At 71.7% G+C, this 24,754-nt stretch carries 23 protein-coding genes; 1 reads left to right on the top strand and 22 read right to left on the bottom strand.

Annotated elements, in window-relative coordinates:
* Position 1 precedes the first annotated feature (1 nt).
* The 17 genes from hisG to AC1Q49_RS00230 form a co-directional block, all read right to left on the bottom strand.
* Positions 2–844, bottom strand: a complete 843-nt coding sequence (gene hisG / locus AC1Q49_RS00310; protein WP_061781743.1) for an ATP phosphoribosyltransferase — start codon at positions 842–844, stop codon at positions 2–4.
* Between the two features lie 46 nt (positions 845–890).
* A complete protein-coding gene (locus AC1Q49_RS00305; protein WP_060958619.1) occupies positions 891–1,154 on the bottom strand; it encodes a phosphoribosyl-ATP diphosphatase in 264 nt (87 codons plus the stop codon).
* Positions 1,155–1,213: 59 nt separating this feature from the next.
* A complete protein-coding gene (gene rpe, locus AC1Q49_RS00300) occupies positions 1,214–1,885 on the bottom strand; it encodes a ribulose-phosphate 3-epimerase (protein WP_492490628.1) in 672 nt (223 codons plus the stop codon).
* Between the two features lie 40 nt (positions 1,886–1,925).
* On the bottom strand, positions 1,926–3,284 hold the full coding sequence (locus tag AC1Q49_RS00295; protein ID WP_492490627.1) for an RsmB/NOP family class I SAM-dependent RNA methyltransferase: 1,359 nt from the start codon (positions 3,282–3,284) through the stop codon (positions 1,926–1,928).
* The gene (fmt, locus tag AC1Q49_RS00290) at positions 3,281–4,225 is read right to left on the bottom strand and encodes a methionyl-tRNA formyltransferase (protein ID WP_101306407.1); all 945 of its coding nucleotides are present in this window, start codon (positions 4,223–4,225) and stop codon (positions 3,281–3,283) included. Before fmt ends, AC1Q49_RS00295 begins: the two co-directional genes overlap by 4 nt.
* A gap of 47 nt (positions 4,226–4,272) precedes the next feature.
* Positions 4,273–6,264: a primosomal protein N' family DNA-binding protein gene (locus AC1Q49_RS00285; protein WP_492490626.1), complete on the bottom strand. Its 1,992-nt coding sequence runs from the start codon at positions 6,262–6,264 to the stop codon at positions 4,273–4,275.
* A gap of 8 nt (positions 6,265–6,272) precedes the next feature.
* The gene (gene metK / locus AC1Q49_RS00280; protein ID WP_492490625.1) at positions 6,273–7,466 is read right to left on the bottom strand and encodes a methionine adenosyltransferase; all 1,194 of its coding nucleotides are present in this window, start codon (positions 7,464–7,466) and stop codon (positions 6,273–6,275) included.
* A 119-nt stretch (positions 7,467–7,585) separates the two neighbouring features.
* Positions 7,586–7,840, bottom strand: a complete 255-nt coding sequence (gene rpoZ / locus AC1Q49_RS00275) for a DNA-directed RNA polymerase subunit omega (protein ID WP_060958614.1) — start codon at positions 7,838–7,840, stop codon at positions 7,586–7,588.
* A gap of 189 nt (positions 7,841–8,029) precedes the next feature.
* On the bottom strand, positions 8,030–8,926 hold the full coding sequence (gmk, locus tag AC1Q49_RS00270; RefSeq protein WP_101306404.1) for a guanylate kinase: 897 nt from the start codon (positions 8,924–8,926) through the stop codon (positions 8,030–8,032).
* Positions 8,919–9,752 carry an orotidine-5'-phosphate decarboxylase gene (gene pyrF / locus AC1Q49_RS00265; RefSeq protein ID WP_492490624.1) on the bottom strand — a complete coding sequence of 278 codons (834 nt, stop codon included), beginning with the start codon at positions 9,750–9,752 and terminating at the stop codon, positions 8,919–8,921. The genes gmk and pyrF overlap by 8 nt, the downstream gene beginning before the upstream one ends.
* On the bottom strand, positions 9,749–13,063 hold the full coding sequence (gene carB, locus AC1Q49_RS00260; protein WP_060958611.1) for a carbamoyl-phosphate synthase large subunit: 3,315 nt from the start codon (positions 13,061–13,063) through the stop codon (positions 9,749–9,751). The genes pyrF and carB overlap by 4 nt, the downstream gene beginning before the upstream one ends.
* Positions 13,063–14,214, bottom strand: a complete 1,152-nt coding sequence (carA, locus tag AC1Q49_RS00255; protein WP_101306402.1) for a glutamine-hydrolyzing carbamoyl-phosphate synthase small subunit — start codon at positions 14,212–14,214, stop codon at positions 13,063–13,065. The genes carB and carA overlap by 1 nt, the downstream gene beginning before the upstream one ends.
* Entirely contained in the window at positions 14,211–14,765 is a 555-nt protein-coding gene (locus AC1Q49_RS00250; protein ID WP_101306401.1) for a PH-like domain-containing protein, read from the bottom strand. The genes carA and AC1Q49_RS00250 overlap by 4 nt, the downstream gene beginning before the upstream one ends.
* Entirely contained in the window at positions 14,762–16,093 is a 1,332-nt protein-coding gene (locus AC1Q49_RS00245) for a dihydroorotase (protein ID WP_223848936.1), read from the bottom strand. The genes AC1Q49_RS00250 and AC1Q49_RS00245 overlap by 4 nt, the downstream gene beginning before the upstream one ends.
* The gene (locus AC1Q49_RS00240; RefSeq protein WP_060958608.1) at positions 16,090–17,070 is read right to left on the bottom strand and encodes an aspartate carbamoyltransferase catalytic subunit; all 981 of its coding nucleotides are present in this window, start codon (positions 17,068–17,070) and stop codon (positions 16,090–16,092) included. Before AC1Q49_RS00240 ends, AC1Q49_RS00245 begins: the two co-directional genes overlap by 4 nt.
* Positions 17,067–17,606, bottom strand: a complete 540-nt coding sequence (pyrR, locus tag AC1Q49_RS00235; protein WP_101306400.1) for a bifunctional pyr operon transcriptional regulator/uracil phosphoribosyltransferase PyrR — start codon at positions 17,604–17,606, stop codon at positions 17,067–17,069. Before pyrR ends, AC1Q49_RS00240 begins: the two co-directional genes overlap by 4 nt.
* Positions 17,607–17,689: 83 nt before the next feature.
* Positions 17,690–18,091 (bottom strand): hypothetical protein, encoded by a 402-nt coding sequence (locus tag AC1Q49_RS00230; protein WP_492490623.1) that lies wholly within the window; start codon positions 18,089–18,091, stop codon positions 17,690–17,692.
* Between the two features lie 161 nt (positions 18,092–18,252).
* Between AC1Q49_RS00230 and AC1Q49_RS00225 the strand changes: the two genes are divergently transcribed.
* Entirely contained in the window at positions 18,253–19,500 is a 1,248-nt protein-coding gene (locus AC1Q49_RS00225; RefSeq protein WP_492490622.1) for a DUF222 domain-containing protein, read from the top strand.
* A 21-nt stretch (positions 19,501–19,521) separates the two neighbouring features.
* Here the strand turns inward: AC1Q49_RS00225 and AC1Q49_RS00220 are convergent, their stop codons facing one another.
* The 5 genes from AC1Q49_RS00220 to AC1Q49_RS00200 all read right to left on the bottom strand — a co-directional run bounded on the left by AC1Q49_RS00220 (position 19,522) and on the right by AC1Q49_RS00200 (position 24,711).
* On the bottom strand, positions 19,522–21,087 hold the full coding sequence (locus AC1Q49_RS00220; RefSeq protein ID WP_492490621.1) for a Rieske 2Fe-2S domain-containing protein: 1,566 nt from the start codon (positions 21,085–21,087) through the stop codon (positions 19,522–19,524).
* Positions 21,088–21,322: 235 nt separating this feature from the next.
* Positions 21,323–21,733: a transcription antitermination factor NusB gene (nusB, locus tag AC1Q49_RS00215; protein WP_101306397.1), complete on the bottom strand. Its 411-nt coding sequence runs from the start codon at positions 21,731–21,733 to the stop codon at positions 21,323–21,325.
* Positions 21,734–21,751: 18 nt separating this feature from the next.
* Positions 21,752–22,312 (bottom strand): elongation factor P, encoded by a 561-nt coding sequence (gene efp / locus AC1Q49_RS00210; RefSeq protein ID WP_060958603.1) that lies wholly within the window; start codon positions 22,310–22,312, stop codon positions 21,752–21,754.
* 96 nt (positions 22,313–22,408) lie between these two features.
* The gene (gene aroQ, locus AC1Q49_RS00205) at positions 22,409–22,867 is read right to left on the bottom strand and encodes a type II 3-dehydroquinate dehydratase (RefSeq protein WP_060958602.1); all 459 of its coding nucleotides are present in this window, start codon (positions 22,865–22,867) and stop codon (positions 22,409–22,411) included.
* 26 nt (positions 22,868–22,893) lie between these two features.
* Positions 22,894–24,711, bottom strand: a complete 1,818-nt coding sequence (locus AC1Q49_RS00200) for a sugar phosphate isomerase/epimerase and 4-hydroxyphenylpyruvate domain-containing protein (RefSeq protein ID WP_492490620.1) — start codon at positions 24,709–24,711, stop codon at positions 22,894–22,896.
* Between the last annotated feature and the right edge of the window lie 43 nt (positions 24,712–24,754).

The following is a 24,754-nucleotide window of genomic DNA, read 5'->3' as shown; positions in this document are numbered from 1 at the left end:
GTCAGAGCCTCGCGTTGTGGATCGGCGTCACCAGGATGGCGCGGGCGCCGATGGCGTAGAGCGCGTCCATGACCTGATTGACCGTCGTGCGCGGGCTCATCACGCGCACCGCCACCCACTCGGGGTCGCGCAGCGGCGAGATGGTGGGCGACTCGATGCCGGGTGCGATCGCCACCGCGTCGTCGACCAGCGACGCGGGCAGGTCGTAGTCGATGAGCACGTAGCGACGCGCGACCATGACGCCACGCAGGCGCCGCAGCAGGGTCTCGGTGCCCTCGGCCTCGGTGGGAGCCCCGATGAGCACGGCCTCCGACTGCAGGAGCACCGGTCCGAAGATCTCCAGGCCCGCCTGCTTCAGCGTCGTGCCGGTGGAGACCACGTCAGCGACGGCATCCGCCACGCCGAGCTGCACCGCCGACTCGACCGCACCGTCCAGCGGCACGAGGTCGACGGCGACGCCCTGCTCGTCGAGGAAGCCGTCGACGAGGCCCGGGTAGGCCGTCGCGACCCGCAGGCCCTCGAGGTCGGTCACCGCGGTGAAGCGTCCGGGAGGGCCGGCGAAGCGGAACGTCGAGCCGCCGAAGCCGAGCTGCTCGATCTCGCGTGCCCCCGGCATCCGGGCGTCGAGGAGCAGGTCGCGGCCGGTGATGCCGACATCGAGGGCGCCGGAGCCGACGTAGGTCGCGATGTCCTTCGGACGCAGGTAGAAGAACTCGACCTCGTTGATCGGGTCGATGACATGGAGATCCTTGGGGTCGCGACGGCCGGTGTATCCGGCCTCCGCGAGCATCTCGGCGGCGGTGTCGGCGAGCGACCCCTTGTTCGGCACGGCGATGCGCAGCATGGGTGAAGGGCTTTCGGTAGCGGGACGAGCAGAGGCGGGAGCGCGCTCAGAGATGTCGGTACACGTCGTCGAGGGTGAGGCCCTTGGCCAGCATGAGCACCTGCAGGTGGTACAGCAGCTGGGAGATCTCCTCGGCCGTCTCGTCGTCGGACTGGTACTCCGCGGCCATCCACACCTCGGCGGCCTCTTCGACGATCTTCTTCCCGATGGCGTGCACGCCGCGGTCGAGCTGCGCGACCGTGCCGGAACCCTCGGGACGGGTCTCGGCGGTCGTCGTCAGCTCCGCGAACAGGGCGTCGAACGTCTTCACCCTGACAGGCTACCGGTCCGCGCCGGGGGCGAGCGCCGTCCGGGCGGCCGGCGGGCGGGTCAGTGCCGGTGGTGATCGACGGCGAGGCGACGCAGGGCGGCGATCGCGCGGTCCGGCTCCCCCGCGCCGAAGACGGCCGAACCGGCGACGAACGTGTCGGCGCCGGCCTCGGCGGCCTGGGCGATCGTCGACTCCGAGATGCCCCCGTCGACCTGCAGCCACACCTGCGAGCCGCGCCGACGGGCCTCGTCGTGCAGTCGCGCCAGCTTGGGCATCTGGTCGGCCATGAACGACTGTCCGCCGAAGCCGGGCTCCACGGTCATGACGAGGATCTGGTCGAACTCGTCGAGCACGTCGAAGAGCCCCTCGACCGCCGTCGCGGGCTTCACCGCCACGCCGGCGCGGGCACCGATCGCGCGCAGGCGGCGCGCGAGGGCCACGGGATCGGTCGCGGCCTCGAGGTGGAAGGTGACCGATGCCGCACCCAGCTCGGCATAGCCGGGAGCCCAGCGGTCGACGTCCGAGATCATGAGGTGCACGTCCAGCGGCACCGGGCTCGTCGCCTGGATGCGCTCGACCATCTGCGGACCGAACGTCAGATTCGGCACGAAGTGGTTGTCCATCACGTCGACGTGGACGAAGTCGGCTGTCCCGATACGGGCCAGCTCCGACTGCATGTTCACGAAGTCGGCGGCCAGGATGCTGGGGTTGATGCGGATGTCGCCGGTCACGGCACCACCCTAGCCGCCGCCGACGGGCCCGCCGGGCCGCTCAGCGCTTGCGCAGCAGCGAGATGGACATGGCATCGGTGCCGTGACGGTGCGGCCACAGCTGCGCGCGCCCGGACCCGTCCGCGGGTGCGGCGAGATCGATCGGTGCGTCGGAGATCCCCGCGACGACCGCACGCGCATCGATCTCCTCGATGGTCTCGCCGTGGGTGCGCAGGGCGTCGGCGACGACCGCGGCGGTCTCGGCCAGGTGCGGCGAGCACGTGACGTAGGCGACGATGCCGCCCGGGCGGAGTGCCGCGATCGCGGCATCCAGCAGTTCGGTCTGGAGCGCGGCGAGCTCGGGGACGTCGGCGGGCTGCTTGCGCCAGCGCGCCTCGGGACGACGGCGCAGGGCGCCCAGGCCGGTGCAGGGGGCATCGACGAGGATGCGGTCGTAGCGCCCGCGGGCGGCCCGTGTGCGACCGTCCTCCTCCGACACCGGAACCTCCAGCGGTACCGACGCGACCGAGTCGCGCACGAGCGGCGCGCGAGCCGGCGACAGCTCGTTCGCCTCCAGCTCCGCGCCGTGGGCGAGCGCCTCCGCCGCGAGCACCGCCGTCTTGCCCCCCGGCGCGGCGCACAGGTCCAGCCAGCGCTCGCCGGGTGCCACCGGGAGGGCGCGGGAGAGGGCGAGCGCCGCCAGTTGGGATCCCTCGTCCTGCACGCGGACGAGGCCCCCGGATGCCGCGACCAGCGCACCGGGATCGCCCCCGGCGGAGCGGAACCCGAGCGGCGAATACGGCGTCGGCGCGGCGTCGGCGGGCCGGTGCGCCAGTCCGGGGAGAGCGGCGAGGGTGACCACCGGCGCTGCATTGTCGGCGGCGAGGAGCGCTTCGAGCTCGTCGGCGCGGCTTTCCGCGGCCAGGGCGCGGCGGAAGGCGCGGATCACCCACACCGGATGCGCGTAGCGGAGGGCGAGGCGCTCGTCGTCCGACCGCGCCCCCGCCGCGAGACGCTCGTCCCACTCGTCCGGCGTCCGCTCGCTGACGCGACGCAGCACCGCGTTCGCGAAGCCCGCCGCCGACGCGCCGACGGCTTTGCGCACCTGGCGGACGGTCTCGTTGACGGCCGCGTGCGCGGGCGTGCGCATCGCCAGCAGCTGATGGACCCCCAGCAGCAGGGCGTCGCGCACGGCGGGGTCGATGTCGGCGACCGGGCGACGTGCGGCATCCGCGATGATCGCGTCGTAGGTGCCCTCGCGGCGCAGCGTGCCGTAGGTCAGCTCGGTGGCCAGTCCGGCGTCGGGGCCGGTGAGCCCGGCCCGCGTGATCGCACGCGGCAGCAGGAGGTTGGCGTACGCGTCGGAGTCGTGCACGGCGCGCAGTACGTCGTAGGCCACCCAGCGCGGCGACCCGCTCACGAGGCCGCCTCCCCCGACGACGGCAGCTCGATGCGCGGGTCGTCGACCCGCACGCCGCGCCACCAGTCCCCCGCCGCCATCGCGCTCTTGCCGGCCGGCTGGACGGTCTTCAGGACCACGCTGGTGCCGCCGCCGGCACCGAGCAGGATGTCGCGGCCCGAGGCGCTCACCACGCCCGGCTCCAGCCCCGCATCCGGCCCGCGGTGCGCCGCGAGGATCTTCAGCCGCGCGCCGTCGAAGCTCACATGCGCCCCGGGCTCGGGCGTCGTGCCGCGGAAACGGTCCAGCACGACGTCGGCGGGAGCCGTGAGATCGAGGGCGCCATCGGCGATGGACAGCTTCGGAGCGAGCGTGGCCGTCCCCGTCTGCGGCGTCGCGCGCGCGGTTCCCGCCGCGATCTCGTCGACGACGCGCACGAGCAGCTCGGCGCCGGCGTCGGCCAGCTCGGTGAGCACCTCCCCCGCGGTCGCGCCGCGGGGGACGTCGTAGCGCACCTCTGCGAACACGTCACCCGCATCCAGGGCGGCGACGAGCTGGAACACGCTCGCGCCCGTGCTCCGGTCCCCCGCGATGAGCGCGTGCTGCACCGGGGCTGCGCCCCGCCAGCGCGGCAGGAGGGAGAAGTGCAGGTTGATCCACCCGTGCTTCGGCATCGACAGCAGCGGTTCCCGCACGAGGCCGCCGTAGGCCACGATGACGCCGAGATCGGGCGCGAGGGCGTCGATCGCGGCGCTCGCCGCGGCGTCGAGGCGGTCGGCCTTGACGATCGGCACCCCCAGGTCCGCTGCCGCCGCGGCCACCGCGGACGGCGTCAGCACCCGCTTGCGACCGAGGGGCGCGTCGCTGCGGGTGACGACCCCGACGAGATCGTGAGCGGATGCCGCGACCGCCCGCAGGGACGGGACGGCGGGCGCCGGTGTGCCGGCGAAGACGATGCGCATGGGATACCTCGGTTGATGACGACGATCACGGCGGCGAGCCCGCCGGATCAGAGATCGAGTTCGGGGACGTCGAGCCGCACCCGCAGTGTAGTGCGCGCGCCGCTGTTCGCCCCGCGCGCCGGTCCGCGACGGGCCGCGCGACGCCCCCGCAGGGCCTCGGCGACGACGGCCGCGCGCAGCGTCTCGGCGACCGCCTTGCCGTGGGCGTAGTCGAAGCGCACGAGGGCGCGGACCACCCCCTCCTCGACGGGGACGGGACCCAGGATCGCGCCCGCGGGGGCGGCGAGCGTGGGAACGGCGTCGCGGACCGCGCTGAGCGCCCCCTCGACGGCGGTCACGCTGCCCTCGACCGCCGCGACGCGGATCACCGGTGGCATCGCGAGCGGCGCGCGGTCGGCGAGCTCCGCGCGCGCGTAGGCCGGCTGCGTCCAGGTCGCGAGGGCGCGTGCGACCGGTCCCGCGACACCCACGAGGTGCACGGGGGCCGTCGGGGCCGCGAGTGCGGCCGCGTTCGACCACCAGCGCAGCGCGGACTCCCCGATGCGCAGCTGCTCGGCCAGCAGCATCCGGTCGCCGTCGAGCAGGATCACCGCGCGATAGCCGCCGCGCGCGAACGGCTCGGCGCCGCGGGTCGCGATGACGAGCGCCGGCCGCTCGTCGACGTGGGTCACGGGATGCGCGCCGTCGGCGACGATGACGCGGGTGTGGGGGAAGGCGCGTCCGAGCTCGTCCGCCGTGCGCTCGCTGCCCGACGACGCCATGCGCAGCTTCACCGAGCCGCAGTTCGCGCACGTCCAGGCGGGGGCGGAACGGCCGCACCATCCGCAGTCGGGGGTCGCTCCGGGGCGGCGCGCCCGCAGCGGGCCCGTGCAATGGCGGCAGCGGGCGGGCGTGCGGCAGTCGGCGCACACCAGCACCGGCGAGTAGCCCGGGCGGGCGACCTGCACGAGGACCGGTCCCTCGTGCAGGGCGTCGCGGGCGGCGGCGAACGCGCTCGACGGCACGCGGGCTCCCCGCGACTCGCCCTCGCGTGTGGCCGACAGCACGACGGTCGGGCTCGGCCTCCGGGCCGCCGGCAGGTCGCGCACCCAGCCGAGCTGCACCAGCCGCTCCACGTCGGTCGTGCGCGTGTGACCGGCGAACACGAGCGCCGAGCCCTCCAGCTCCTGGCGGAGGAGGGCCGCGTCGCGCGCGTGGACGCCGGGACTGAGCGGCTCGGCCAGCAGGGGGTCGCCGTCGTCCCACACGACGACGCAGGCCGTGTCGTGCGCGGGGGCGTAGACCGTCGACCGGTTGCCGACCACGATGCACGGCGACGGCGTCAGCAGCCGCAGGTAGGTGGCGTAGCGCTCGGGGCCGGAGCGGCGCGCGTCGTCGCGCACCACGGCGTCGTCGGGCGCGCGCCCCGCGAGGGCGGTCAGGAGCTGGTCCTGGTCGCGGTGATCGGGCACCACCAGCACAGTGCTGCGCCCGTCCGCCAGCGTGCGCACGGCGATCGCGGCGACCAGGTCGGCCCACGCGCCGGCCGGGCGATCGGGGGCGGGGCGCGGCGGCGCGTCGAGGGCGAGCCGCTCCCCCGCCGCGACGGCCCCGGACAGCCCCGGATAGGCCGCGAGCACGCCGTCGGCCCAGGCCGCGGCATCCGTCGACACCGCGGCGGCGGAGGCGTCCGCATCGCCGGCGGCGAGCCACGCCTTCTCCGCGCGCACCATCCGCTTCGGGATCACCAGCCTCAGGATGTCGCTCGCCGAGCCGGCGGCGCGGTCGGCCGCGCGTCGGGCGAGCGCGTACAGCGCCGGGGTCAGCACGGGCACCGACGAGACGACCGCGTCGAGCTCGGAGAGCGGCCGCTCGGGCGCCTCCGCCGTGTGCACCTCGACGAGGTAGCCGTCCACGACGCGCCCCGCCGTCCGCAGCGGCACGCGCACCCGGACTCCCGGCACGGCGTCGGCGACGAGCGATGCCGGGACCTCGTAGTCGAAGAGCCGGTCCAGCTGCGGCAGGGGCGAGTCGATGAGGACCCGGGCGACGACGATCACGGCGTCGGTCAGAGACCCGCGGCGGCGCGCAGCTCCTCGACGCGGTCGGTGCGCTCCCAGGTGAACTCGGGAAGCTCCCGGCCGAAGTGGCCGTAGGCGGCCGTCTGCGCGTAGATGGGCCGCAGCAGGTCGAGGTCGTCGATGATCGCCCTCGGACGCAGGTCGAACACCTCTCGGATCGCCCGGGTGATCTTCTCGTCGGACACGTGCGCGGTGCCGAACGTCTCGACGTAGAGCCCGACGGGCTCCGCGCGACCGATCGCGTACGCGACCTGCACCTCGAGGCGGTCGGCGAGACCGGCCGCGACGGCGTTCTTGGCGACCCACCGCATCGCGTAGGCGGCGGAGCGGTCGACCTTGGACGGGTCCTTGCCGCTGAACGCGCCGCCGCCGTGGCGGGACGCGCCGCCGTAGGTGTCGATGATGATCTTGCGGCCGGTGAGACCGGCGTCGCCCTTCGGGCCGCCGGTGACGAACGGGCCCGCGGGGTTGATGACGTAGCGGACGTTCGACACGTCGAGGCCGGTGGTGGCGAGGATGGGGTCGATGACCTCGGCCTGCACCGCGGCGCGCAGGGCGGGCAGCGAGATGTCGGGGTTGTGCTGGGTGGAGAGCACGACGGTGTCGACGGTGCGCGGCACCGGACCGTCGTAGCCGAGGGTCACCTGGGTCTTGCCGTCGGGACGCAGGAACCCGAGCGCGCCGGAGCGGCGGGCATCCGTGAGACGCTCGGCCAGCCGGTGGGCGGTCCAGATCGCCATCGGCATGAGCTGCGGTGTCTCGTTCGTCGCGTAGCCGAACATGATGCCCTGGTCGCCCGCGCCGAGCGCGTCGACGGGGTCGACCGAACCGCCCTCGCGGTGCTCGATCGCGTTGTCGACGCCGGCCGCGATGTCGCCGGACTGCTCGCCGATCGACACCGTGACGCCGCAGGAGTCGCCGTCGAAGCCGGTCTCGCTCGAGGTGTAGCCGATGCGGTTCACGACCCGGCGGACGATGCCGGGGATGTCGACGTACCCGTCGGTGCGGACCTCGCCCGCCACGTGCACGAGGCCCGTGGTCACGAGGGTCTCCACCGCGACACGGCTGCCCGGGTCGACCGTCAGCAGGGCGTCGAGGATCGAGTCGGAGATCTGGTCGCAGATCTTGTCCGGGTGCCCCTCGGTGACGGATTCGGACGTGAACAGACGCAGCGCGCTCATCGGTGCTCCAGACGACAACGGGTACTCGACAATCATGCCCGCGATCTCCGACACGACGTCGTCGTAGCGGGGATCACGGGCATGGCGACGCCATACGGCGTCATGAAGTCAGCGGAGGATCACTCGGCCGCGCGCAGGCGCAGCTTGTCCTCGTGGATCTCGTGCAGCGCGATCGTGAGCGGCTTGTCCTCGACGCTCGAGTCGACGAGCGGACCGACGTTGTCGAAGAGGTTCCCCTCGTGCAGGTCGGAGTAGTAATCGTTGATCTGGCGCGCGCGCTTGGCCGCGTAGATCACGAGCTGGTACTTGGAGTCGACCTTGTCGAGCAGTGCGTCGATGGGCGGGTCGATGATGCCCTTGTCACGTCCGGCCATGATGAACCTCCAGGATCGAATGGCGGTGGGAAAACTCGCGGGGACACGCCCACGCGGGAGAACTCGTGGCCGCAGGATGCCGCGGCATCCGTTCATTCTATCAGCGCGGACTCGGCGATCGCTTTCATCCGTCCCGCGACGTCGCTTCTGCGGGTGCGATCCGACCTCGCGGGACGGATGAAGCGGCGCTCAGCGGGCGAGGGCCGCGATCTCGGCGGCGGCGCGGGCGACGTCGTCGTTGACGACGCGGTAGTCGAACTCGCCCTGGGCGGCGAGCTCCACCTTGGCCGTCTTGAGGCGTCGGGTCCGCTCCTCGGCTCCCTCGGTCCCGCGCCCCACGAGGCGGTTGACGAGCTCGTCCCAGCTGGGCGGGGTGAGGAACACCAGCGTCGCGTCGGGCGCGGCGGCGCGCACCTGGCGCGCGCCCTGCAGGTCGATCTCCAACAGCACCGTACGGCCCGCGGCCAGCGCCTCGTCGATCGGCCCGCGCGGTGTCCCGTAGCGGAACGCGTTGTGCACCGTGGCGTGCTCCAGCAGGGCGCCGTCGGCGATGAGCCGGTCGAAGCCGGCGTCGTCGACGAAGAAGTAGTGCTCACCGTCGACCTCGCCCGGTCGCGGCGCACGGGTGGTGGCCGAGACGGACAGCAGGATCTCGGGGTGGTGCTCCTTGATGTGGGCGGCGACGGTGCCCTTGCCGACGGCGGTGGGCCCCGCGAGCACGATCAGCCGGCTGCGGCCGCCGCGGGGCTGCAGCGGCGGGAACCGGGTGTCGAGCCAGTCCTTCAGCGCGACGCGTTGGCGGGCGCCCAGGCCGCCGAGCCGCTTGACGGGGGCGATCTCCAGGTCCGCGAGGATGCGGTCGCGCTTGCCCTCGCCGATGGCCGGCAGCGCCGTCAGGAACTCGGTGATCCGCATCGCGCCGGCGGGGCTCTCCGGTGCGTCGAGCGCGCGCTGCAACAGCTCCTGCGGCGTGATGACCCGCATCGCGACGTCGTGCTTGAGGGCCGCGCGTTCGCGGCGTGCGGCGACGGCGCGACGGGATGCCGCGACACGGTCGACCTCGGGAGGGGTGCGGGAGTCAGCCATGGGATCCTCCACGGTACAGGGCGGCGCGTTCGGCGATCCGCGCGGCGAGCCGGTCGGGTCCGGCGGACAGGATGCTGCGGCTCTCGCTCGCGATCACGCCGTCGGCGAGGCCACCGAACACGCGCGTCAGGTCGGCGGGCTCGGCGCCCTGGGCTCCGAAGCCGGGGGCGAGGATCGGCACGGTCCGCCCGAACGGTCGCAGGCCGCGGTCCGCGAGGTCGACCGTCGCGCCCACCACGAGGCCGAGCGAGGCCCAGTCGCCCGTGGAGGAGTCGGCGGCGACCACCTCGGCGGCCACGGCGGCGGCGACCGGGGCGCCGGTGTCCACGTGCGCCGTCTGCAGCTGCGCCGCCTCGGGGTTGCTCGTCGCGGCGAGGACGAAGGCGCCCTTCCCGTGGGTCAGCGCGGAGGCCAGCGTCGAGGCGAGCGCGCCGACGCCGAGGTACGGGCTCAGGGTGAGGGCGTCCGCCTCCAGCGGCGCCCCGGGGGGCAGCCACGCGGCCGCGTACGCGTCCATCGTCGTGCCGATGTCGCCGCGCTTGGCGTCGGCGATCACGAGCAGCCCCGCGGCGCGGGCGGCCGCCATGACCTCTTCGAGGGCGGCGAACCCGGCGGCTCCGAACCGCTCGAAGAACGACACCTGCGGCTTGACGATCGCCACGGTGGATGCCGCGGCATCCACCGTGCGCAGCCCGAACTCGCGCACGCCCTGCGCGTCGACACCGAGCCCCCACTCCCGCAGGAGCGTCTCATGGGGGTCGATGCCGACGCACAGGCGTCCGCGCGTGGCGACGGCCCTCTGCAGTCGCGAGCCGAACGAGCTCACACCGCGGCCCGCTGCTCGGCGGCCTGGAGAGCCTCGGCGCGGTCGACGGCGTACTCCTGGAGGCTGCGCACGGCGAAGCCTTCCCGCAGTACCGGCAGCGCGCTGACCGCGGCGCCGAGGACGGCCATCGTGGTGAACAGCGCCTTGTCGGCGGCCACGGCCGCCGCGCGGATCTCGTACCCGTCGGCGCGGGCGATGCCGCCGGAGGGGGTGTTCACGACGATGTCGATCTCGCCCGCGTTGATGAGGTCGACGACGTTGCGCTCCCCCGACTCCTGCGTGTCGGAGTACTTGTTCACGACGTCCACGCGGATGCCGTTGCGCGCGAGGATCTCGGCCGTGCCCGACGTCGCGACGAGGCGGAAGCCGAGCTCCTGCAGGCGGTGCGCCGGCAGGATCACGGCGCGCTTGTCGTCATCGGCCACCGACAGGAACACCGTGCCCGAGGTCGGCATGCCGCCGTAGGCCGCCGCCTGGCTCTTGGCGAACGCGGTCGGGAAGTCGCGGTCGATGCCCATGACCTCGCCGGTGGAGCGCATCTCCGGGCCGAGCACGGAGTCGACGGTGTGGCCGTCGGCGGTGCGGAACCGCTTGAACGGGAGCACGGCCTCCTTGACGGCGACGGGAGCGTCCAGCGGCACGCGCGAGCCGTCCTCGACGGGCAGCAGGCCCTCCGCCTTGAGCTCGGCGATGGTAGAGCCGGCCATGATGCGCGACGCCGCCTTGGCCAGCGGGATGCCGAGCGCCTTCGACACGAACGGCACGGTGCGCGAGGCGCGCGGGTTCGCCTCGATCACGTAGAGCACGCCCGCCGAGACGGCGAACTGCACGTTGAGCAGACCCCGCACGCCGACGCCTTCCGCGATCGCCTGCGTGGCGGTGCGGACGCGGTCGATCTCGGTGCGACCGAGCGAGATGGGCGGGAGGGTGCACGACGAGTCGCCGGAGTGGATGCCGGCCTCCTCGAGGTGCTCCATGACGCCACCGATGTACAGCTCGTGGCCGTCGTAGAGCGCGTCGACGTCGAGCTCGATCGCGTCGTCGAGGAAGCGGTCGACCAGCAGCGGCTTGCCCTCCTCGATGACGACCTCACCGGCGGTGCGCACGAAGTAGTCGCGCAGGCTCTCGGTGTCGTAGACGATCTCCATGCCGCGGCCGCCGAGCACGAAGCTCGGGCGCACGAGCACGGGGTAGCCGATCTCCTCGGCGATCGCGACGGCGCCCGCCTCGTCGACGGCCGTGTCGTGGCGCGGGGCCACGAGTCCGGCGCGGTCGAGCAGCTGCGAGAACAGCTCGCGCTCCTCGGCGATGTCGATGGCGGCGGGAGAGGTGCCGAGGATCGTGTAGCCGGCCTCCTCGATGCCCTTCGCGAGTCCCAGCGGCGTCTGACCGCCGAGCTGGCAGACCACGCCGAGGATCGTGCCCGACGCGCTCTCGGCGTGCAGGACCTCCAGGACGTCTTCGAGCGTGAGCGGCTCGAAGTACAGCCGGTCGCTCGTGTCGTAGTCGGTCGAGACGGTCTCCGGGTTGCAGTTGACCATGATCGTCTCGTAGCCGGCGTCCGACAGGGCGAACGAGGCGTGCACGCACGAGTAGTCGAACTCGACGCCCTGGCCGATGCGGTTCGGGCCCGATCCGATGATGACGACCTTGGTGCGATCGCTCGGCGTGACCTCGGTCTCGTAGTCGTAGCTGGAGTAGTGGTACGGCGTCAGGGCGGGGAACTCCCCCGCGCACGTGTCGACCGTCTTGTACACCGGGCGGATGCCGAGGCCGTAGCGGACGCCGCGGATCTCGGCCTCGGTCACGCCCCGCAGCTGCGCGAGCTGCGCATCGCTGAAGCCGTGCTCCTTGGCCAGACGCAGGGTCGCGGCATCCAGCTCGGCGGCGGCCTGCACGAAGGCGGCGACCTCGTTGATCAGTGCCATCTGGTCCAGGAACCACGGGTCGATCTTCGTGGCCTCGAACGCCTGCGCGACCGTGGCGCCCTTGCGCATCGCCTGCTGCAGCGTCACGATGCGCCCGTCGGTGGGGACCTTCGCGATCTCCAGCAGCTCCTCCACCGAGCGGGGCTCTTCGCCCCAGTGGAAGCTCGATCCGCGCTTCTCGAGCGAGCGCAGCGCCTTCTGCAGCGCCGTCGTGTAGTTGCGGCCGATCGCCATCGCCTCGCCGACCGACTTCATGGTGGTCGTGAGCGTCGCGTCGGCGTTCGGGAACTTCTCGAAGTTGAAGCGCGGCACCTTGACGACGACGTAGTCGAGCGTCGGCTCGAAGCTCGCCGGCGTCGCCTGGGTGATGTCGTTCGGGACCTCGTCGAGGCGGTAGCCGATCGCGAGCTTCGCGGCGAGCTTCGCGATCGGGAAGCCCGTCGCCTTGGAGGCGAGGGCCGACGAGCGCGAGACGCGCGGGTTCATCTCGATGACGATGATGCGCCCGGATGCCGGGTCGACGGCGAACTGGATGTTGCAGCCGCCGGTGTCCACGCCGACCGCGCGGATGATGTCGATGCCGATGTCGCGGAGCTTCTGGTACTCGCGGTCGGTCAGGGTCAGCGCGGGGGCCACCGTGATCGAGTCGCCGGTGTGCACGCCGACCGGGTCGACGTTCTCGATGGAGCAGACGACGACCGTGTTGTCGGCCATGTCGCGCATGAGCTCGAGCTCGTACTCCTTCCAGCCGAGGATCGACTCCTCCAGGAGCACCTCGGTGGTCGGCGAGTCGCGCAGGCCCGCACCGCCGATGCGGCGCAGATCCTCCTCGTCGTAGGCGAATCCGGAGCCCAGGCCGCCCATCGTGAACGAGGGGCGCACGACCAGCGGATAGCCGAGCTCGGCGGCGCCGGAGATCAGATCGTCCATCGTGTGGCAGATGACGCTGCGGGCCACGTCGGCCCCGGCATCCAGCACGAGCTGCTTGAAGATCTGACGGTCCTCGCCCTTGCGGATGGCGTCGACCTTGGCGCCGATGAGCTCGACGCCGTACTTGTCGAGGATGCCCTGCTCGTGCAGCGCCATGGCGGCGTTGAGCGCGGTCTGGCCGCCCAGGGTCGGCAGGATCGCGTCGGGCTTCTCCTTCTGGATGATCGTCTCGATCACGGCGGGCGTGATCGGCTCGATGTAGGTCGCGTCCGCGAAGTCGGGGTCGGTCATGATCGTCGCCGGGTTCGAGTTGACGAGGATGACGCGCACGCCCTCCTCGCGCAGCACGCGGCAGGCCTGGGTTCCCGAGTAGTCGAACTCGCAGGCCTGGCCGATGACGATCGGGCCGGAGCCGATGACGAGGACGCTCGTGATGTCGTCGCGCTTGGGCATCAGTTCTTGTTCTCCAGAGAGGTGCGCACCATGTCGGCGAAGCGGTCGAAGAGGTAGTTGGCGTCGTGCGGGCCGCCGGCGGCCTCGGGGTGGTACTGCACGCTGAACGCCGGGATGTCGAGGGCGCGCAGGCCCTCCACGACGTTGTCGTTGAGGCCGATGTGGCTCACCTCGACGCGGCCGTAGCCGTTCGGGCTGAGGGTCTCGCCGTCCAGCGGAGCGTCCACGGCGAACCCGTGGTTGTGCGCCGTGATCTCCACGCGCCCGGTCTGCTTGTCGAGCACCGGCTGGTTGATGCCGCGGTGGCCGAAGGGCAGCTTGTACGTGCCGAAGCCGAGCGCACGGCCGAGCAGCTGGTTGCCGAAGCAGATGCCGAAGAAGGGCAGGCCGTCGTCGAGCACGTTGCGCAGGAGCGTGACGTGGTCGTCGGATGCCGCGGGGTCGCCCGGGCCGTTGGAGTAGAAGACGGCCACGGGGTCGATCGCGCGGACCTCGTCGATCGTCGCCGACTGCGGCAGCACGTGCACGTCGAACCCGCGGGCGGCGAGGTTGAGCACGGTCGCGCGCTTCACGCCGAGGTCGAGCACGGCCAGGGCGCCCAGCCTCTGCACGTCGGCGGCGGCGGGCGTGACCTCGACCTCGCTGACCGAGACGGCTGCGGAGAGGTTCTGGCCGGCCATCTCGGGCGCTTCGCGCACGATGCGCAGCTGCTCCTCGGGGTCGAGGGCCGCGGCCGCGCCGGAGAACACGCCGCCGCGCATCGAGCCCGACGAGCGGAGCACGCGGGTGACGGCGCGGGTGTCGATGCCGGCGATGCCGACGATCCCGTCGCGCACGAGGGCGTCGTCGAGCGACTCGTCGGCACGCCAGTTGGAGACGACGCGCGAGGGGTCGCGCACGATGTAGCCGGCGACCCAGATGCGGCGTGACTCGGGGTCTTCGCCGTTCATCCCGGTGTTGCCGATGTGCGGCGCGGTCTGCAGGACGATCTGTCCCGCGTAGGAGGGATCGGTGAGCGTCTCCTGGTAGCCGGTCATGCCGGTGGAGAAGACGACTTCGCCGAGGGTCGTGCCCCGTGCGCCATAGGCGCGGCCGGGGTGGCGGGAGCCGTCTTCGAGGACGAGGACGGCGGGGTCGAGCAAGAAGGTCATGCGGCGTTTCCCGTCGAGGTGGTGGAGGTCTGGTCTGTCGCGGTCGGGGTCGAAGGCGGCAGGAGGGCGGAGATCGCAGCGGCGAGGGCGGAGGCCGACTCGTCCTGCGGGCGGAGGTAGCTGTCGACGATCTCGGTGGAGCCGTCCGAGCGGTTCGCGAGCCAGGCGATGCGCACGAGCCCGCCCGCCTCGACCACACGGTCGATGGCGGTGTTGGCGAGGTCGACGCCGGAGATCCGCTCGAGAGCGAGGAACATGCGCGGCTGGCCCACGAGGTCGAGGGCGACGCCCCGATCGGTGACCGTCACGTCGAGGCGCGAACGGAAGCCGAGCCCGCGGATCGCGAGGCGTTCCAGGGCGTCGTCGTGCCGGGTCGTCGCGACGTAGAAGCCCGAGCTGCGCACCTGCTCGCGGGCGTCCGTCGGCGCCTCGCCGAACGGTGCGGCGAGCCCGCCGTCCCGCCGGGATCGTCGTCGCCACGCGACCACACCGAGCGCCAGGAGCCCGACGGCCACGGCGATCATGACGAGCAGTGCCCCTTCACGGGTCATGACGTGACCTCCTTCATGGCGGTGGCCACGACGCCGTCGGCGACCGTGGGAGCGCCGCGGAAGAACGTCCACCGCACCTCGCCCGGCAGTTCGCGGCCCAGGTAGGGAGAGTTGACGCTGCGTCCGCGCAGATCGTCGCGGCCGAATGTCCGCACCGGCGCCGGGTCGTACAGCGTGAGCGAGGCCGGTGCTCCCACGGTGAGCGGCGTGCCGGCGTCGGCGAGGCGGCCGATGCGGGCCGGTGCGGCCGACATCACGCGGGCGACGTCGTCCCACGACAGCATCCCGGTCTGCACCATCGCCTGGTGGACGACCCGCAGCGCGGACTCCAGCCCCACCATGCCGTTGGCGGCCGCCTGCCACTCGCACGACTTGGCCTCCGCCGGGTGCGGGGCGTGGTCGGTGGCGACGATGTCGATCGTGCCGTCGGCGAGGCCTTCGCGCACGGCCTGCACGTCCTCGTCGCGGCGCAGCGGCGGGTTCACCTTGTAGCGGGCGTCGTAGCCGCGCACGAGATCCTCGGTGAGGAGCAGGTGGTGCGGCGTGACCTCGGCGGTGACGTTCACGCCCCGCTTCTTCGCCCAGCGGATGATGTCGACCGACCCGGCCGTCGAGAGGTGGCACACGTGCAGGCGGGAGCCGACGTGTTCGGCCAGCAGCACATCGCGGGCGATGATCGACTCCTCGGCCACGGCGGGCCAGCCGGCGAGGCCGAGCTCGGCCGAGACCGTGCCCTCGTTCATCTGGGCGCCCTCGGTCAGCCGCGGATCCTGTGCGTGCTGCGCGACGACGCCGTCGAACGCCTTCACGTACTCCAGCGCGCGGCGCATGATGAGCGGGTCGAAGACGCAGAAGCCGTCATCGCTGAAGACGCGCACGCGGGCGCGGGAGGATGCCATCGCGCCCAGCTCGGCGAGGCGTTCGCCCTTCTGCCCCACCGTCACGGCGCCGATCGGCTGCACGTGCACGTAACCGGCCGCCTCGCCCAGCGCGAGCTCCTGCTCGACGACACCGGCCGTGTCGGCGACCGGCGAGGTGTTCGGCATCGCGAACACCGTCGTGAACCCGCCCGCCGCGGCGGCGCGCGAACCGGTCAGCACCGTCTCCGACGCCTCGTAGCCGGGCTCGCGCAGATGCACGTGCAGGTCGACCAGGCCGGGCAGGGCGATCAGCCCGTCGGCATCCACCACATCGGCGCCGGCGCGGGTGAGCCCGGTGCCGATCTCGGCGATGCGGCCGCCTTCGAGCACCACGTCGGCGGCCTCTGCCCCGTTCAGGCGGGCGCCGCGGATGATCGTCGGGCGCTCCGGGGTGTGTGGAACCGTCACGGGGCGTGCTCCTCTGCGTTCGTGTCGCGCTCGCCGGGTCGTTCGCCGGCCAGCACCAGGTACAGCACCGCCATCCGCACCGAGACGCCGTTCGCGACCTGCTCCAGCACGGTCGAGCGCGGGGAATCGGCGGCGTCGGCGGAGATCTCCAGGCCCCGGTTCATGGGGCCCGGGTGCATCACCATGCTACCGTCCGGCAGAGCGGCCAGACGCTCGGCATCCAGTCCCCATCGACGCGAATACTCCCGTTCAGTGGGGAAATACGCCGCGTTCATGCGTTCGAGCTGAATCCGCAGCATCATGATCGCGTCCGGTGCGCCCGCGATGGCCTCGTCGAGGTCGTAGACGATGCGCGCCGGCCACGCCGAGACATCCTGAGGGATCAGCGTCGGAGGAGCGACGAGAGTGACCTCCGCGCCGAGCGTGTGCAGCAGCCAGACGTTCGAGCGCGCGACGCGCGAGTGCAGGATGTCGCCGACGATCGCGACCCGCACGCCCGCAAGGTCTCGACCGCGGCTGTCGTCGCCGAAGCGGCGCTTGCGGATCGTGAAGGCGTCGAGCAGCGCCTGGGTGGGGTGCTCGTGCGTGCCGTCGCCGGCGTTGACGACGCCCGCGGTGATCCAACCGCTCGTGGCGAGGGTGTGCGGTGCTCCGGACGCGCCGTGACGGATGACCACGGCATCCGCGCCCATCGCCTGCAGCGTCTGGGCGGTGTCCTGCAGCGACTCCCCCTTGCTGACGCTGGAACCCTTGGCGGAGAAGTTGATGACGTCGGCCGACAGTCGTTTCGCGGCCGCTTCGAAGGAGATGCGCGTGCGCGTCGAGTCCTCGAAGAAGAGGTTGACGATCGTCTTGCCGCGTAGCGTCGGCAGCTTCTTGATCTCCCGCGACTGGGTGTCGCGCATGTCCTCGGCGACGTCGAGGATGCGCAGGGCCTGCTCGCGTGCGAGCGTGCGGGTGTCGAGCAGGTGCCTCATGATGCGATCGTCACCTCTTCGACGCCGTCGACTTCCGCGAGGTGCACGTTGACGCGCTCGCTGCGGGCGCTCGGCAGGTTCTTGCCGACGAAATCGGGGCGGATCGGCAGCTCACGATGGCCGCGGTCCACGAGGATGGCGAGCCGCACCGCGGCGGGGCGGCCGATGTCGCCGATCGCGTCCAGGGCGGCCCGGATGCTGCGTCCCGAGAACAGCACGTCGTCCACGAGGACGACGGTCTTGCCGTCGATCCCCCCGGCCGGGATCTGCGTCGGGCGCGGCGTGCGGGTGGGATTGCGGTGCAGGTCGTCGCGGTACATCGTGACGTCGAGGGCGCCGACGGGGACGCGCGAGCCGGAGATCTCGCCGAGGAGGCCGCCGATGCGCTCCGCGAGGGTCACCCCCCGGGTCGGGATGCCGAGGAGGACGAGGCCGTCCGCCCCTTTGTTGGACTCCAGGATCTCGTGGGAGATCCGAGTCAGTGCGCGGGCGATGTCGGCTGTCTGCATCACGGTACGCGTGTTACCGGTGCTCATCCGTCGCTCCCTTCTCCGCCTCACGGGACGGTGTTAAAGGTTGCTGTGGTACGTCACCCACTCTACCCGACCCGGGCGGCGCTTCAGGTGGTGGATCGCCCCGGCGCGATCGCGCGTCGTACCCCGGCGCGGGCGGCCGTGAGACCGAGCACGAGCAGCGTGACCGACCAGAAGCCCCCGAGGGAGACGGCGTCGCCGAACAGCACGTCCTCCAGCCACAGCACGACGAACTTGCTGCCGGGCAGGATCAGCACGAGCATCACGACCGAGGTCAGACGCCGCGCGGTCGTCGAGGCTGCACGCAGGCGCGCCACGACCGCCTTCTTCACGCGCAGCACGACCTCGAGCACGAGCTTCAGCATGATCGCCGTCGCCAGCGAGACGGCAAAGCTCTCCGAGATGACGCTCGGCACGAACTGCGCGGTGAGGTTGAGGATCACCAGGTAGACGAACACGTCGACGAGGTGCAGCGGGTCGATCTTCATGCCAAGGTCCTCCCTCGCGGACCCCCGGTGTAGTGGTCGCGCTCACTCTAGGGCAGGCCGTTGAAGCGCATGAGAACACTCTCGCGCGGTGTGTGATGTTTCCACTCTCGATCTGGACTTTTCCACCGTGTGGTGTCGGAGGCCCTCGGCAGAATGGGGGTATGGACCTCCTCGCAACGCACCTCGACGACCTGCGTTCGCAGGTCGTGCACGTGCTGCGCGCGGCGGCCTCGAACCGTGTCTTCGAGCGGGGCACCGAAGGCGAGCTCGCCCGGCAGATCGCCGCGATCGCCGAGATCGGCCGCTTCGTCGAGGCGCTCCTGATCGACGCGACCGGCGAGGTCATGCGCCGGTCGGAGAACCCCGTGCGCGACGAGCGGATGACCTCGCACCTCGGATGCCGCGACGTCACCGATCTGCTGCAGACGCTCACCCGGCTCGAACCGCGGTCGGCGGCCCGGCTGCAGCGGGCGGCGACGGCTGTCCGCCGCGCCGTGTCGCCCACGACCGGTGAGGCGCTCGACGCGCCGTTCCCGTCGGTGCGGGCCGCGATGGTCGACGGGGTGGTCGGTACCGACGGCATCCTCGCGATCACCGGACCCCTCCAGCAGACCGCGCCGCGCGTCTCCGCGGACGCACGCCGGGACGCCGCCGACATCGTGGTCGCGGCGGCCCGGGGCGAGGGGCCGGATGCCGCGCCGCCCGCATGCGCCGAGCTGCTGCGCATCCACGCGCAGACGTGGGCGCTCGCGCTCGATCAGGACGGCGCCGAGCCGCGCGAGCGGGTGGCCGAGCGGAAGCGCTCGCTCGTGCTCGGTGTCGCCACCGCGGCCGGAGTGCCCGTCCGAGGAACCCTGCTGCCCGAGGTGGCGGCGCAGCTGCAGACCATCTTCGATGCCCACCTCTCCCCCGCGGTCGCCTTCGACGACCCGTTCACCGCCCTTGACGACGACCCGCTCGTCGCCCGGGATGAGCGCACCCGCCCGCAGAAGCAGCACGATGCGCTCGCGGCGGCACTCGGTGTCGCGGCATCCAGCGGGCTCCTGCCCAGGGTCGGCGCCCACGCGCCCACCCTGGTGGTCTCCGTCGAGGCCGACGATCTCATCGCGGGCACGGGTTACGCCCACGCGCAGGGCTGCGATCAGGCCGTCAGCACCATGGTCGCCCGCCACGTCGCCTGCGCCGGCGCGATCCAACGCGTCGCCAGCCGCCCAGGCGGACGCATCGGCGTGCTGCTGTGCTGGTACCACCACCGCTTCCTCGACCGCATCGGCCGGCAGCTGCGCATCAACAGCGGCGTGCCCGAGGTCACGGCACCGCCGTGGCACGGCAGGGATCATCGGTGGCGGCCGGTGACGACGTCGCCCGTGCGACTCACGAAGCGCGCGAGGCGAATCCTGACGACGTGAATCCCGTGCGTCAGAGCCGGGTCACGACGTCTGCGCGGAGGCCGTCTCGCTGACGCGCGCCGCGCGGATCGGATGCCCCGGTGCGGTAAGGCACTGTCCGCTCGCCAGGTCCCACTTCCAGTCGTGGAGGGCGCACGTGAGCACGCCGTCCTCGATCTTGCCCGTCTTGGTGAGGTCGGCGCGCAGGTGCGGACAGCGCCGCTGCACGTTCCAGCCGTCGATCTCGGCATCCTCGGTCTGATCCGACTGCTCGGCGTACCAGTTCTCGACGTACTCGATGCGGTCGCGCGAGAGGCACTTCAGGAACGTGGTGAGGAACTCGTTGAACTTGCCGCTGCGGCCCACCTCGAACTGCATCGACAGGAAGATCGAGTTCGACCAGTCGATCTCGTGGTCGCGGATGTTCGTCGAGACGAGATCGGCGGGGATCGTGTACCAGTAGATGCACTCCTCCCCCGCGTACGCGCGCACCTTGGCCTTCGGGAAGTCGACGACCATGTCGAGCTCGCCGATGCGGAAGCGGACGTTGCCGCCCACCCCGGTGCGGATCGTGCGAGCGCGGCGCAGCAGCGGCTCCCACCACTCCTGCAGTGCCGCGAGCATCTCGTCGGGTGCCATCGGCTCGGCGCGGGTGGCGATCTCGGCGATGACCTCTCCCTGACGGCTGTCGCGCTGTTCGGCGAGGTAGGCCCACTTGTCGTCGAAGACGCGGTCGATCTCCTCCGCCGAGTAGAGGGTCTGGGTGATCTCGATCGCCCCGCCGTCGAGGTCGACCTGCGTGCCGGGCACGAACTCGTAGCCCTTCTGGTCGGGACGCTCGTCGCGCATGTGCGCGAGGAACTGACGCTGATCGGTGAAGATCGAGTCGTCCTCCAGGCCCCACCCGTTGAAACGGAACAGGTCCTCACGCAGGAACATGGGCGGACCCGCCATCGGGAAGACGTGCTCGGCATCCACCTTCTCGATGTAGTACATCGCGCGCTTGTTCTGCGCGTCGCGCTTGAGCTTCGCGAAGTGCTGCTTGGAGTCCTGCGGCAGGTCGTAGACCATGGGCCACCAGATCGCCCCCGACACCTGCGTGAAGTACGCGTCGGGCTTCGAGAACGAGAGCAGCCGGTCGAGGTCGAGCGGATGCGAGTCGTTCTGGTTCAGGATGCTGGCGGTGCCGTCGTCCACGCTCAGCGAGGAGTCGCCGATCGGGCCGTCACTGGGCGCGCGCAGCGGCGTGACCATGATCTTCAGCCCGCCGGGGTACTCGATCGTCCGGCCCGCCTGGGTGTAGACGATGTTGTCGTAGCCGAGGCGGCGGAGGTCCACCTCGAGGTCGTCGGTCGGGTACTCCGGCAGCAGGACGCGGATGTCCTTCGGCACGTACCGCTCCAGCAGCGTGGGGTCGAAGTGGTCGCGGTGACGGTGCGAGATGTAGAGGAAGTCCGCCTTCCCGAAGCGCTCCCAGTCCAGGCCGCGGTTGTCGGGGAAGGGGAACCACGAACCGAAGAAACTCGGCCCCATCACGGGGTCGCACAGGATGCTGCCGCCCGTCGTCTCGATGAACATTCCGGCGTGGCCGAGGCCTGTGATCCGCATGGGTCCTCCTGGTCGAACAGCTCCCGAGTCTACGCGCGAGAGGCTGTGCGCCCGCTCAGGCGAGGCGGGAGTCAGGGTGCGGAGAGACCGAGGCGCGGGTACAGGCGGGCGAAGCCCTCGGCCAGACCGCCCTCCAGGGCGTCGACGACATGGCCGGCCCCGGGCACCACGTGGCTGTCGGCCTGCCAGCCCGCCGGGGAGAGGAGATTCCCCCCCCAGCCATACGGATGTGACGTCAGGCGGTGCGGGCGATACGTCCGAGCACGCCGTGCACGAACGAGCCGGAGTCGTCGGTGGAGAACTCCTTCGCGAGCTCCACGGCCTCGTCGATGGCGACCGCGGAGGGCACCTCGTCGTTGAACATGAGCTCCCAGACGGCCAGGCGCAGGATGGCACGGTCGACCGCCGGCATCCGCTCGAGCTTCCAGTCGCGCGCGTGCGTGACGATCTGCTCGTCGATCTCGTCGCGGTTGTCGATGACGCCGTCGACGATCTCGCGTGCGTACAGCCAGGACGCCTCGCGGGCGGGCTCGTTCGCCGCGCGCTTGGCCTCGGCCGCGAGCGTCACGGCGAGGTCGTCACCGCGGACGTCGGACTGGTAGAGGATGTCGAGGGCGCGCTTTCGCGCCTTGGAGCGTGCGCTCATGTGATCGGATGCCGCGCGTCAGTTGACGCGGCCGAGGTAGTCGCCCGTCCGGGTGTCGACCTTCACCTTGGTGCCGGTCTCGAGGAACAGCGGGACCTGGATCTCATAGCCGGTCTCGACGGTCGCGGGCTTCGTGCCCGCCGACGAGCGGTCGCCCTGCAGACCGGGCTCGGTGTAGGTGATCTCCAACACGACGGAGGCCGGGAGCTCGATGTAGAGCGGGTTGCCGTTGTTGAGCGCGATCTGCACCTGCTGGTTCTCGAGCAGGAAGTTCGCGGAATCGCCGACCGTCGCGGCGCCGACCGTGATCTGGTCGTAGTCGGCGACGTCCATGAAGACGTAGCCCTCGCCGTCGTTGTAGAGGTAGGTGAAGTCGCGGCGGTCGACGTTCTCGATCTCCACCTTCGCGCCGGCGTTGAACGTCTTGTCGACGACCTTGCCGGTCATGACGTTCTTGAGCTTGGTGCGGACGAAGGCGCCGCCCTTGCCGGGCTTCACGTGCTGGAACTCCACGACGCTCCAGAGCTGTCCGTCGATGCTGAGGACGACGCCGTTCTTGATGTCTGCGGTCGATGCCATGAGTGTGGAGTTTCCGTTCGTGAGTTCGAGGTGGCGCACGCGGTGGCGCGCGGCCGACAGTCGATCTTAGCCCACGCTCCTCCGCGGGCCCGGGCGTCAGCCCTCCGCCGCACCCGTGATGACGTCGATGAGCAGAGCGACCGCGCGCGCGTAGCCCGAGACGCCCTCGCCGATGACGTGGACGGCGGCGACGTCCGCAACGTAGGAGTGGTGCCGGAAGGCCTCGCGTTCGAGGATGTTGGAGATGTGCACCTCGGCGACCGGCAGCGAGACGCCCGCGAGCGCGTCGCGGAGCACGACGGACGTGTGCGTCAGGCCCCCCGGATTGATCACGATCCCGGCGCAGTCGGTGCGCGCCTCGTGGATCGCGTCGAGGAGCACGCCCTCGTGATTGCTCTGCACGGCCCGCACCTCGAAGCCGCGCTCCGCGGCGGCATCCCGGGTGAGGCGTTCGACGTCCGCGAGGGTGTCGCGACCGTAGATCTCGGGCTGGCGGGTGCCGAGGAGGTTGAGGTTGGGGCCGTTGACCAGCAGCAGTCGTCGCGTCTCGCTCATCGTCGGCACACTATCAGCGCGGCCGCTCACCGGGCGGCGTCGCCTTGCGCGGTGAGGCGGATGGGGGCGTTTCCGGCGCCGAAGCCGGCGTAGCCGTCGCGGCGCTCCACGAACTCCCAGAAGATCTGCCCGACGGTGCGGGTGTAGACGTGCAGGTACTCGCCGTCGGCGTCGCGGTCGTACGCGATGTCGAGCGCGCGCAGCTCGCTGATGACTTCGGTCGGCAGGTCGAAGCGGGCCGCGAGGTCGTCGTAGTAGTTCTGCGGCATGCGCAGCAGCTGCATCCCCCGCGCGCGGGACGCGCGGGCCAGCGCGCGGACGTCGTCGCACGCGAACGCGACGTGCTGCGCCAGACCCGTGGCGCTGCCCTGTTCGGCCACGATCGGGGGCGCAACGTTCAGCGGCAGTCGCACGCCGTCCTCGCCGGGCCCGGCGAGGACCCGGCTGCGCACCAGCCCCTGCGGGCCCGGCACGTCGGTGCTGCTGGCGACGTGGAGGCCGAAGGCCGCCGTGTAGAACAGCGTCGTCTCGTCGATCTCCTGCCACGGCTGCGTCATGCTGACATGGTCGAAGCCCGTCACGGCGCTCGCGGCGGCGACCTCGCCGTGCTCGAACTCGCGGGTCCAGGAGGGTTCGCCGGCGTCGGCGGCCTGCGTCCAGAACACCGCCATCCCGCCGGGGGCCACGGCGGCGTCGAGCTGCTGCTCGCGGGCGTAGGTGCGTCGGTAGGCCCGGGGCGTCTGCAGGGCGTCGACGCGGCGCGACACGGCCTCCGCGTCGTCGACCTCGAACCCGACGGCGGCCAGGTGAGGCGCCATGTCGCGCGCGTGCTGCTCGTTGAGTACGACCCGCGCCCGCCCGGCCGACCACAACGTCACCGGCTTGGAGCGGTGGCGTCCGCGGGAGGTGAATCCCGCCTGCGAGAGCAGCGCTTCGACCGGAGAAGTGTCCTCGGCGCGGATCTCGACGAAGTCGATGCCGGAGGGCGCTGCGGAGTCGGGCAGCATCTCCAGGTCGGGTAGATCGGGATACCGTCGCGCCACGGCGTCCTCGAGCCACTTCAGTGACCGGTGCGCGTGCAGCGCCGTGCGCGCGGAGTCCGTCTGCCGGAAGGTGTCGTTGAAGACCTCGAGCGACCACGGCCCCGAGTAGCCGGTGTGCAGCACCTGACCCATGAAGCCGACGAGATCGAAGCTGCCCTCGCCCGGGAACAGGCGGTGGTGCCGGCTCCACGACAGCACGTCCATCGACAGTCGCGGCGCGTCGGACAGCTGCAGGAAGAAGATGCGCTCGCCCGGGATGTCGCGGATCGCGGACGGGTCGTGGCCGCGCGAGAGGATGTGGAACGAGTCGAGGCACAGCCCCACGGCCGGGTGGTCGGCGAGCTGCACGACCCGCCACGCCCGGCGGTAGTCGTCGATGAAGCGTCCCCAGGCGAGCGCTTCGAACGCGATGCGCACACCGTGCCGCGCGGCGACATCGCCGAGGCGGCGCAGCTGCACCGCGCTCACCTCGTCGTCGTCGACCGTCGCCGTCGCCACGTTGCTGCAGCACAGCACGAGGTCGATGCCCAAGCGCGCGGCGAGGGCGAACTTCGCCTCGGCGCGGTGCAGCACGCGGGCGAACTCCGCCTCGTCGACGCCTTCGACGTCGCGCAGCGGCTGGAAGAGATCGAGCGTCAGGCCGAGGCGGTCGGCGACGGCGCGGATCTCCTCCGGGCTCTCGGGCGCCGCGACCAGGTCGGGCTCGAAGACCTCGACGCCGTCGAAGCCGGCCTCGGCGCAGGCGTGCAGCTTGTCGACGAGAGTGCCGCTGACGCACACGGTCGCGATCGAGGTTCTCATGCCGGGAAATGTACCATCCGGTACATACGTGCGGTAGGCCTCG

The sequence above is a fragment of the Microbacterium sp. MPR-TSA4 genome (assembly GCF_058792815.1).
This window is presented reverse-complemented; position numbering and strand designations above follow the sequence as displayed.

Bases quoted from the DNA above. Each gene is read 5' to 3' on its own strand.
- hisG (WP_061781743.1), bottom strand. From the start codon at position 844: ATGCTGCGCATCGCCGTGCCGAACAAGGGGTCGCTCGCCGACACCGCC.
- fmt (WP_101306407.1), bottom strand. From the start codon at position 4,225: ATGCGCATCGTCTTCGCCGGCACACCGGCGCCCGCCGTCCCGTCCCTG.
- metK (WP_492490625.1), bottom strand. From the start codon at position 7,466: ATGAGCGCGCTGCGTCTGTTCACGTCCGAATCCGTCACCGAGGGGCAC.
- rpoZ (WP_060958614.1), bottom strand. From the start codon at position 7,840: ATGGCCGGACGTGACAAGGGCATCATCGACCCGCCCATCGACGCACTG.
- gmk (WP_101306404.1), bottom strand. From the start codon at position 8,926: ATGGCTGACTCCCGCACCCCTCCCGAGGTCGACCGTGTCGCGGCATCC.
- carB (WP_060958611.1), bottom strand. From the start codon at position 13,063: ATGCCCAAGCGCGACGACATCACGAGCGTCCTCGTCATCGGCTCCGGC.
- carA (WP_101306402.1), bottom strand. From the start codon at position 14,214: ATGACCTTCTTGCTCGACCCCGCCGTCCTCGTCCTCGAAGACGGCTCC.
- AC1Q49_RS00250 (WP_101306401.1), bottom strand. From the start codon at position 14,765: ATGACCCGTGAAGGGGCACTGCTCGTCATGATCGCCGTGGCCGTCGGG.
- AC1Q49_RS00240 (WP_060958608.1), bottom strand. From the start codon at position 17,070: ATGAGGCACCTGCTCGACACCCGCACGCTCGCACGCGAGCAGGCCCTG.
- pyrR (WP_101306400.1), bottom strand. From the start codon at position 17,606: ATGAGCACCGGTAACACGCGTACCGTGATGCAGACAGCCGACATCGCC.
- AC1Q49_RS00230 (WP_492490623.1), bottom strand. From the start codon at position 18,091: ATGAAGATCGACCCGCTGCACCTCGTCGACGTGTTCGTCTACCTGGTG.
- AC1Q49_RS00225 (WP_492490622.1), top strand. From the start codon at position 18,253: ATGGACCTCCTCGCAACGCACCTCGACGACCTGCGTTCGCAGGTCGTG.
- AC1Q49_RS00220 (WP_492490621.1), bottom strand. From the start codon at position 21,087: ATGCGGATCACAGGCCTCGGCCACGCCGGAATGTTCATCGAGACGACG.
- nusB (WP_101306397.1), bottom strand. From the start codon at position 21,733: ATGAGCGCACGCTCCAAGGCGCGAAAGCGCGCCCTCGACATCCTCTAC.
- efp (WP_060958603.1), bottom strand. From the start codon at position 22,312: ATGGCATCGACCGCAGACATCAAGAACGGCGTCGTCCTCAGCATCGAC.
- aroQ (WP_060958602.1), bottom strand. From the start codon at position 22,867: ATGAGCGAGACGCGACGACTGCTGCTGGTCAACGGCCCCAACCTCAAC.
- AC1Q49_RS00200 (WP_492490620.1), bottom strand. From the start codon at position 24,711: ATGAGAACCTCGATCGCGACCGTGTGCGTCAGCGGCACTCTCGTCGAC.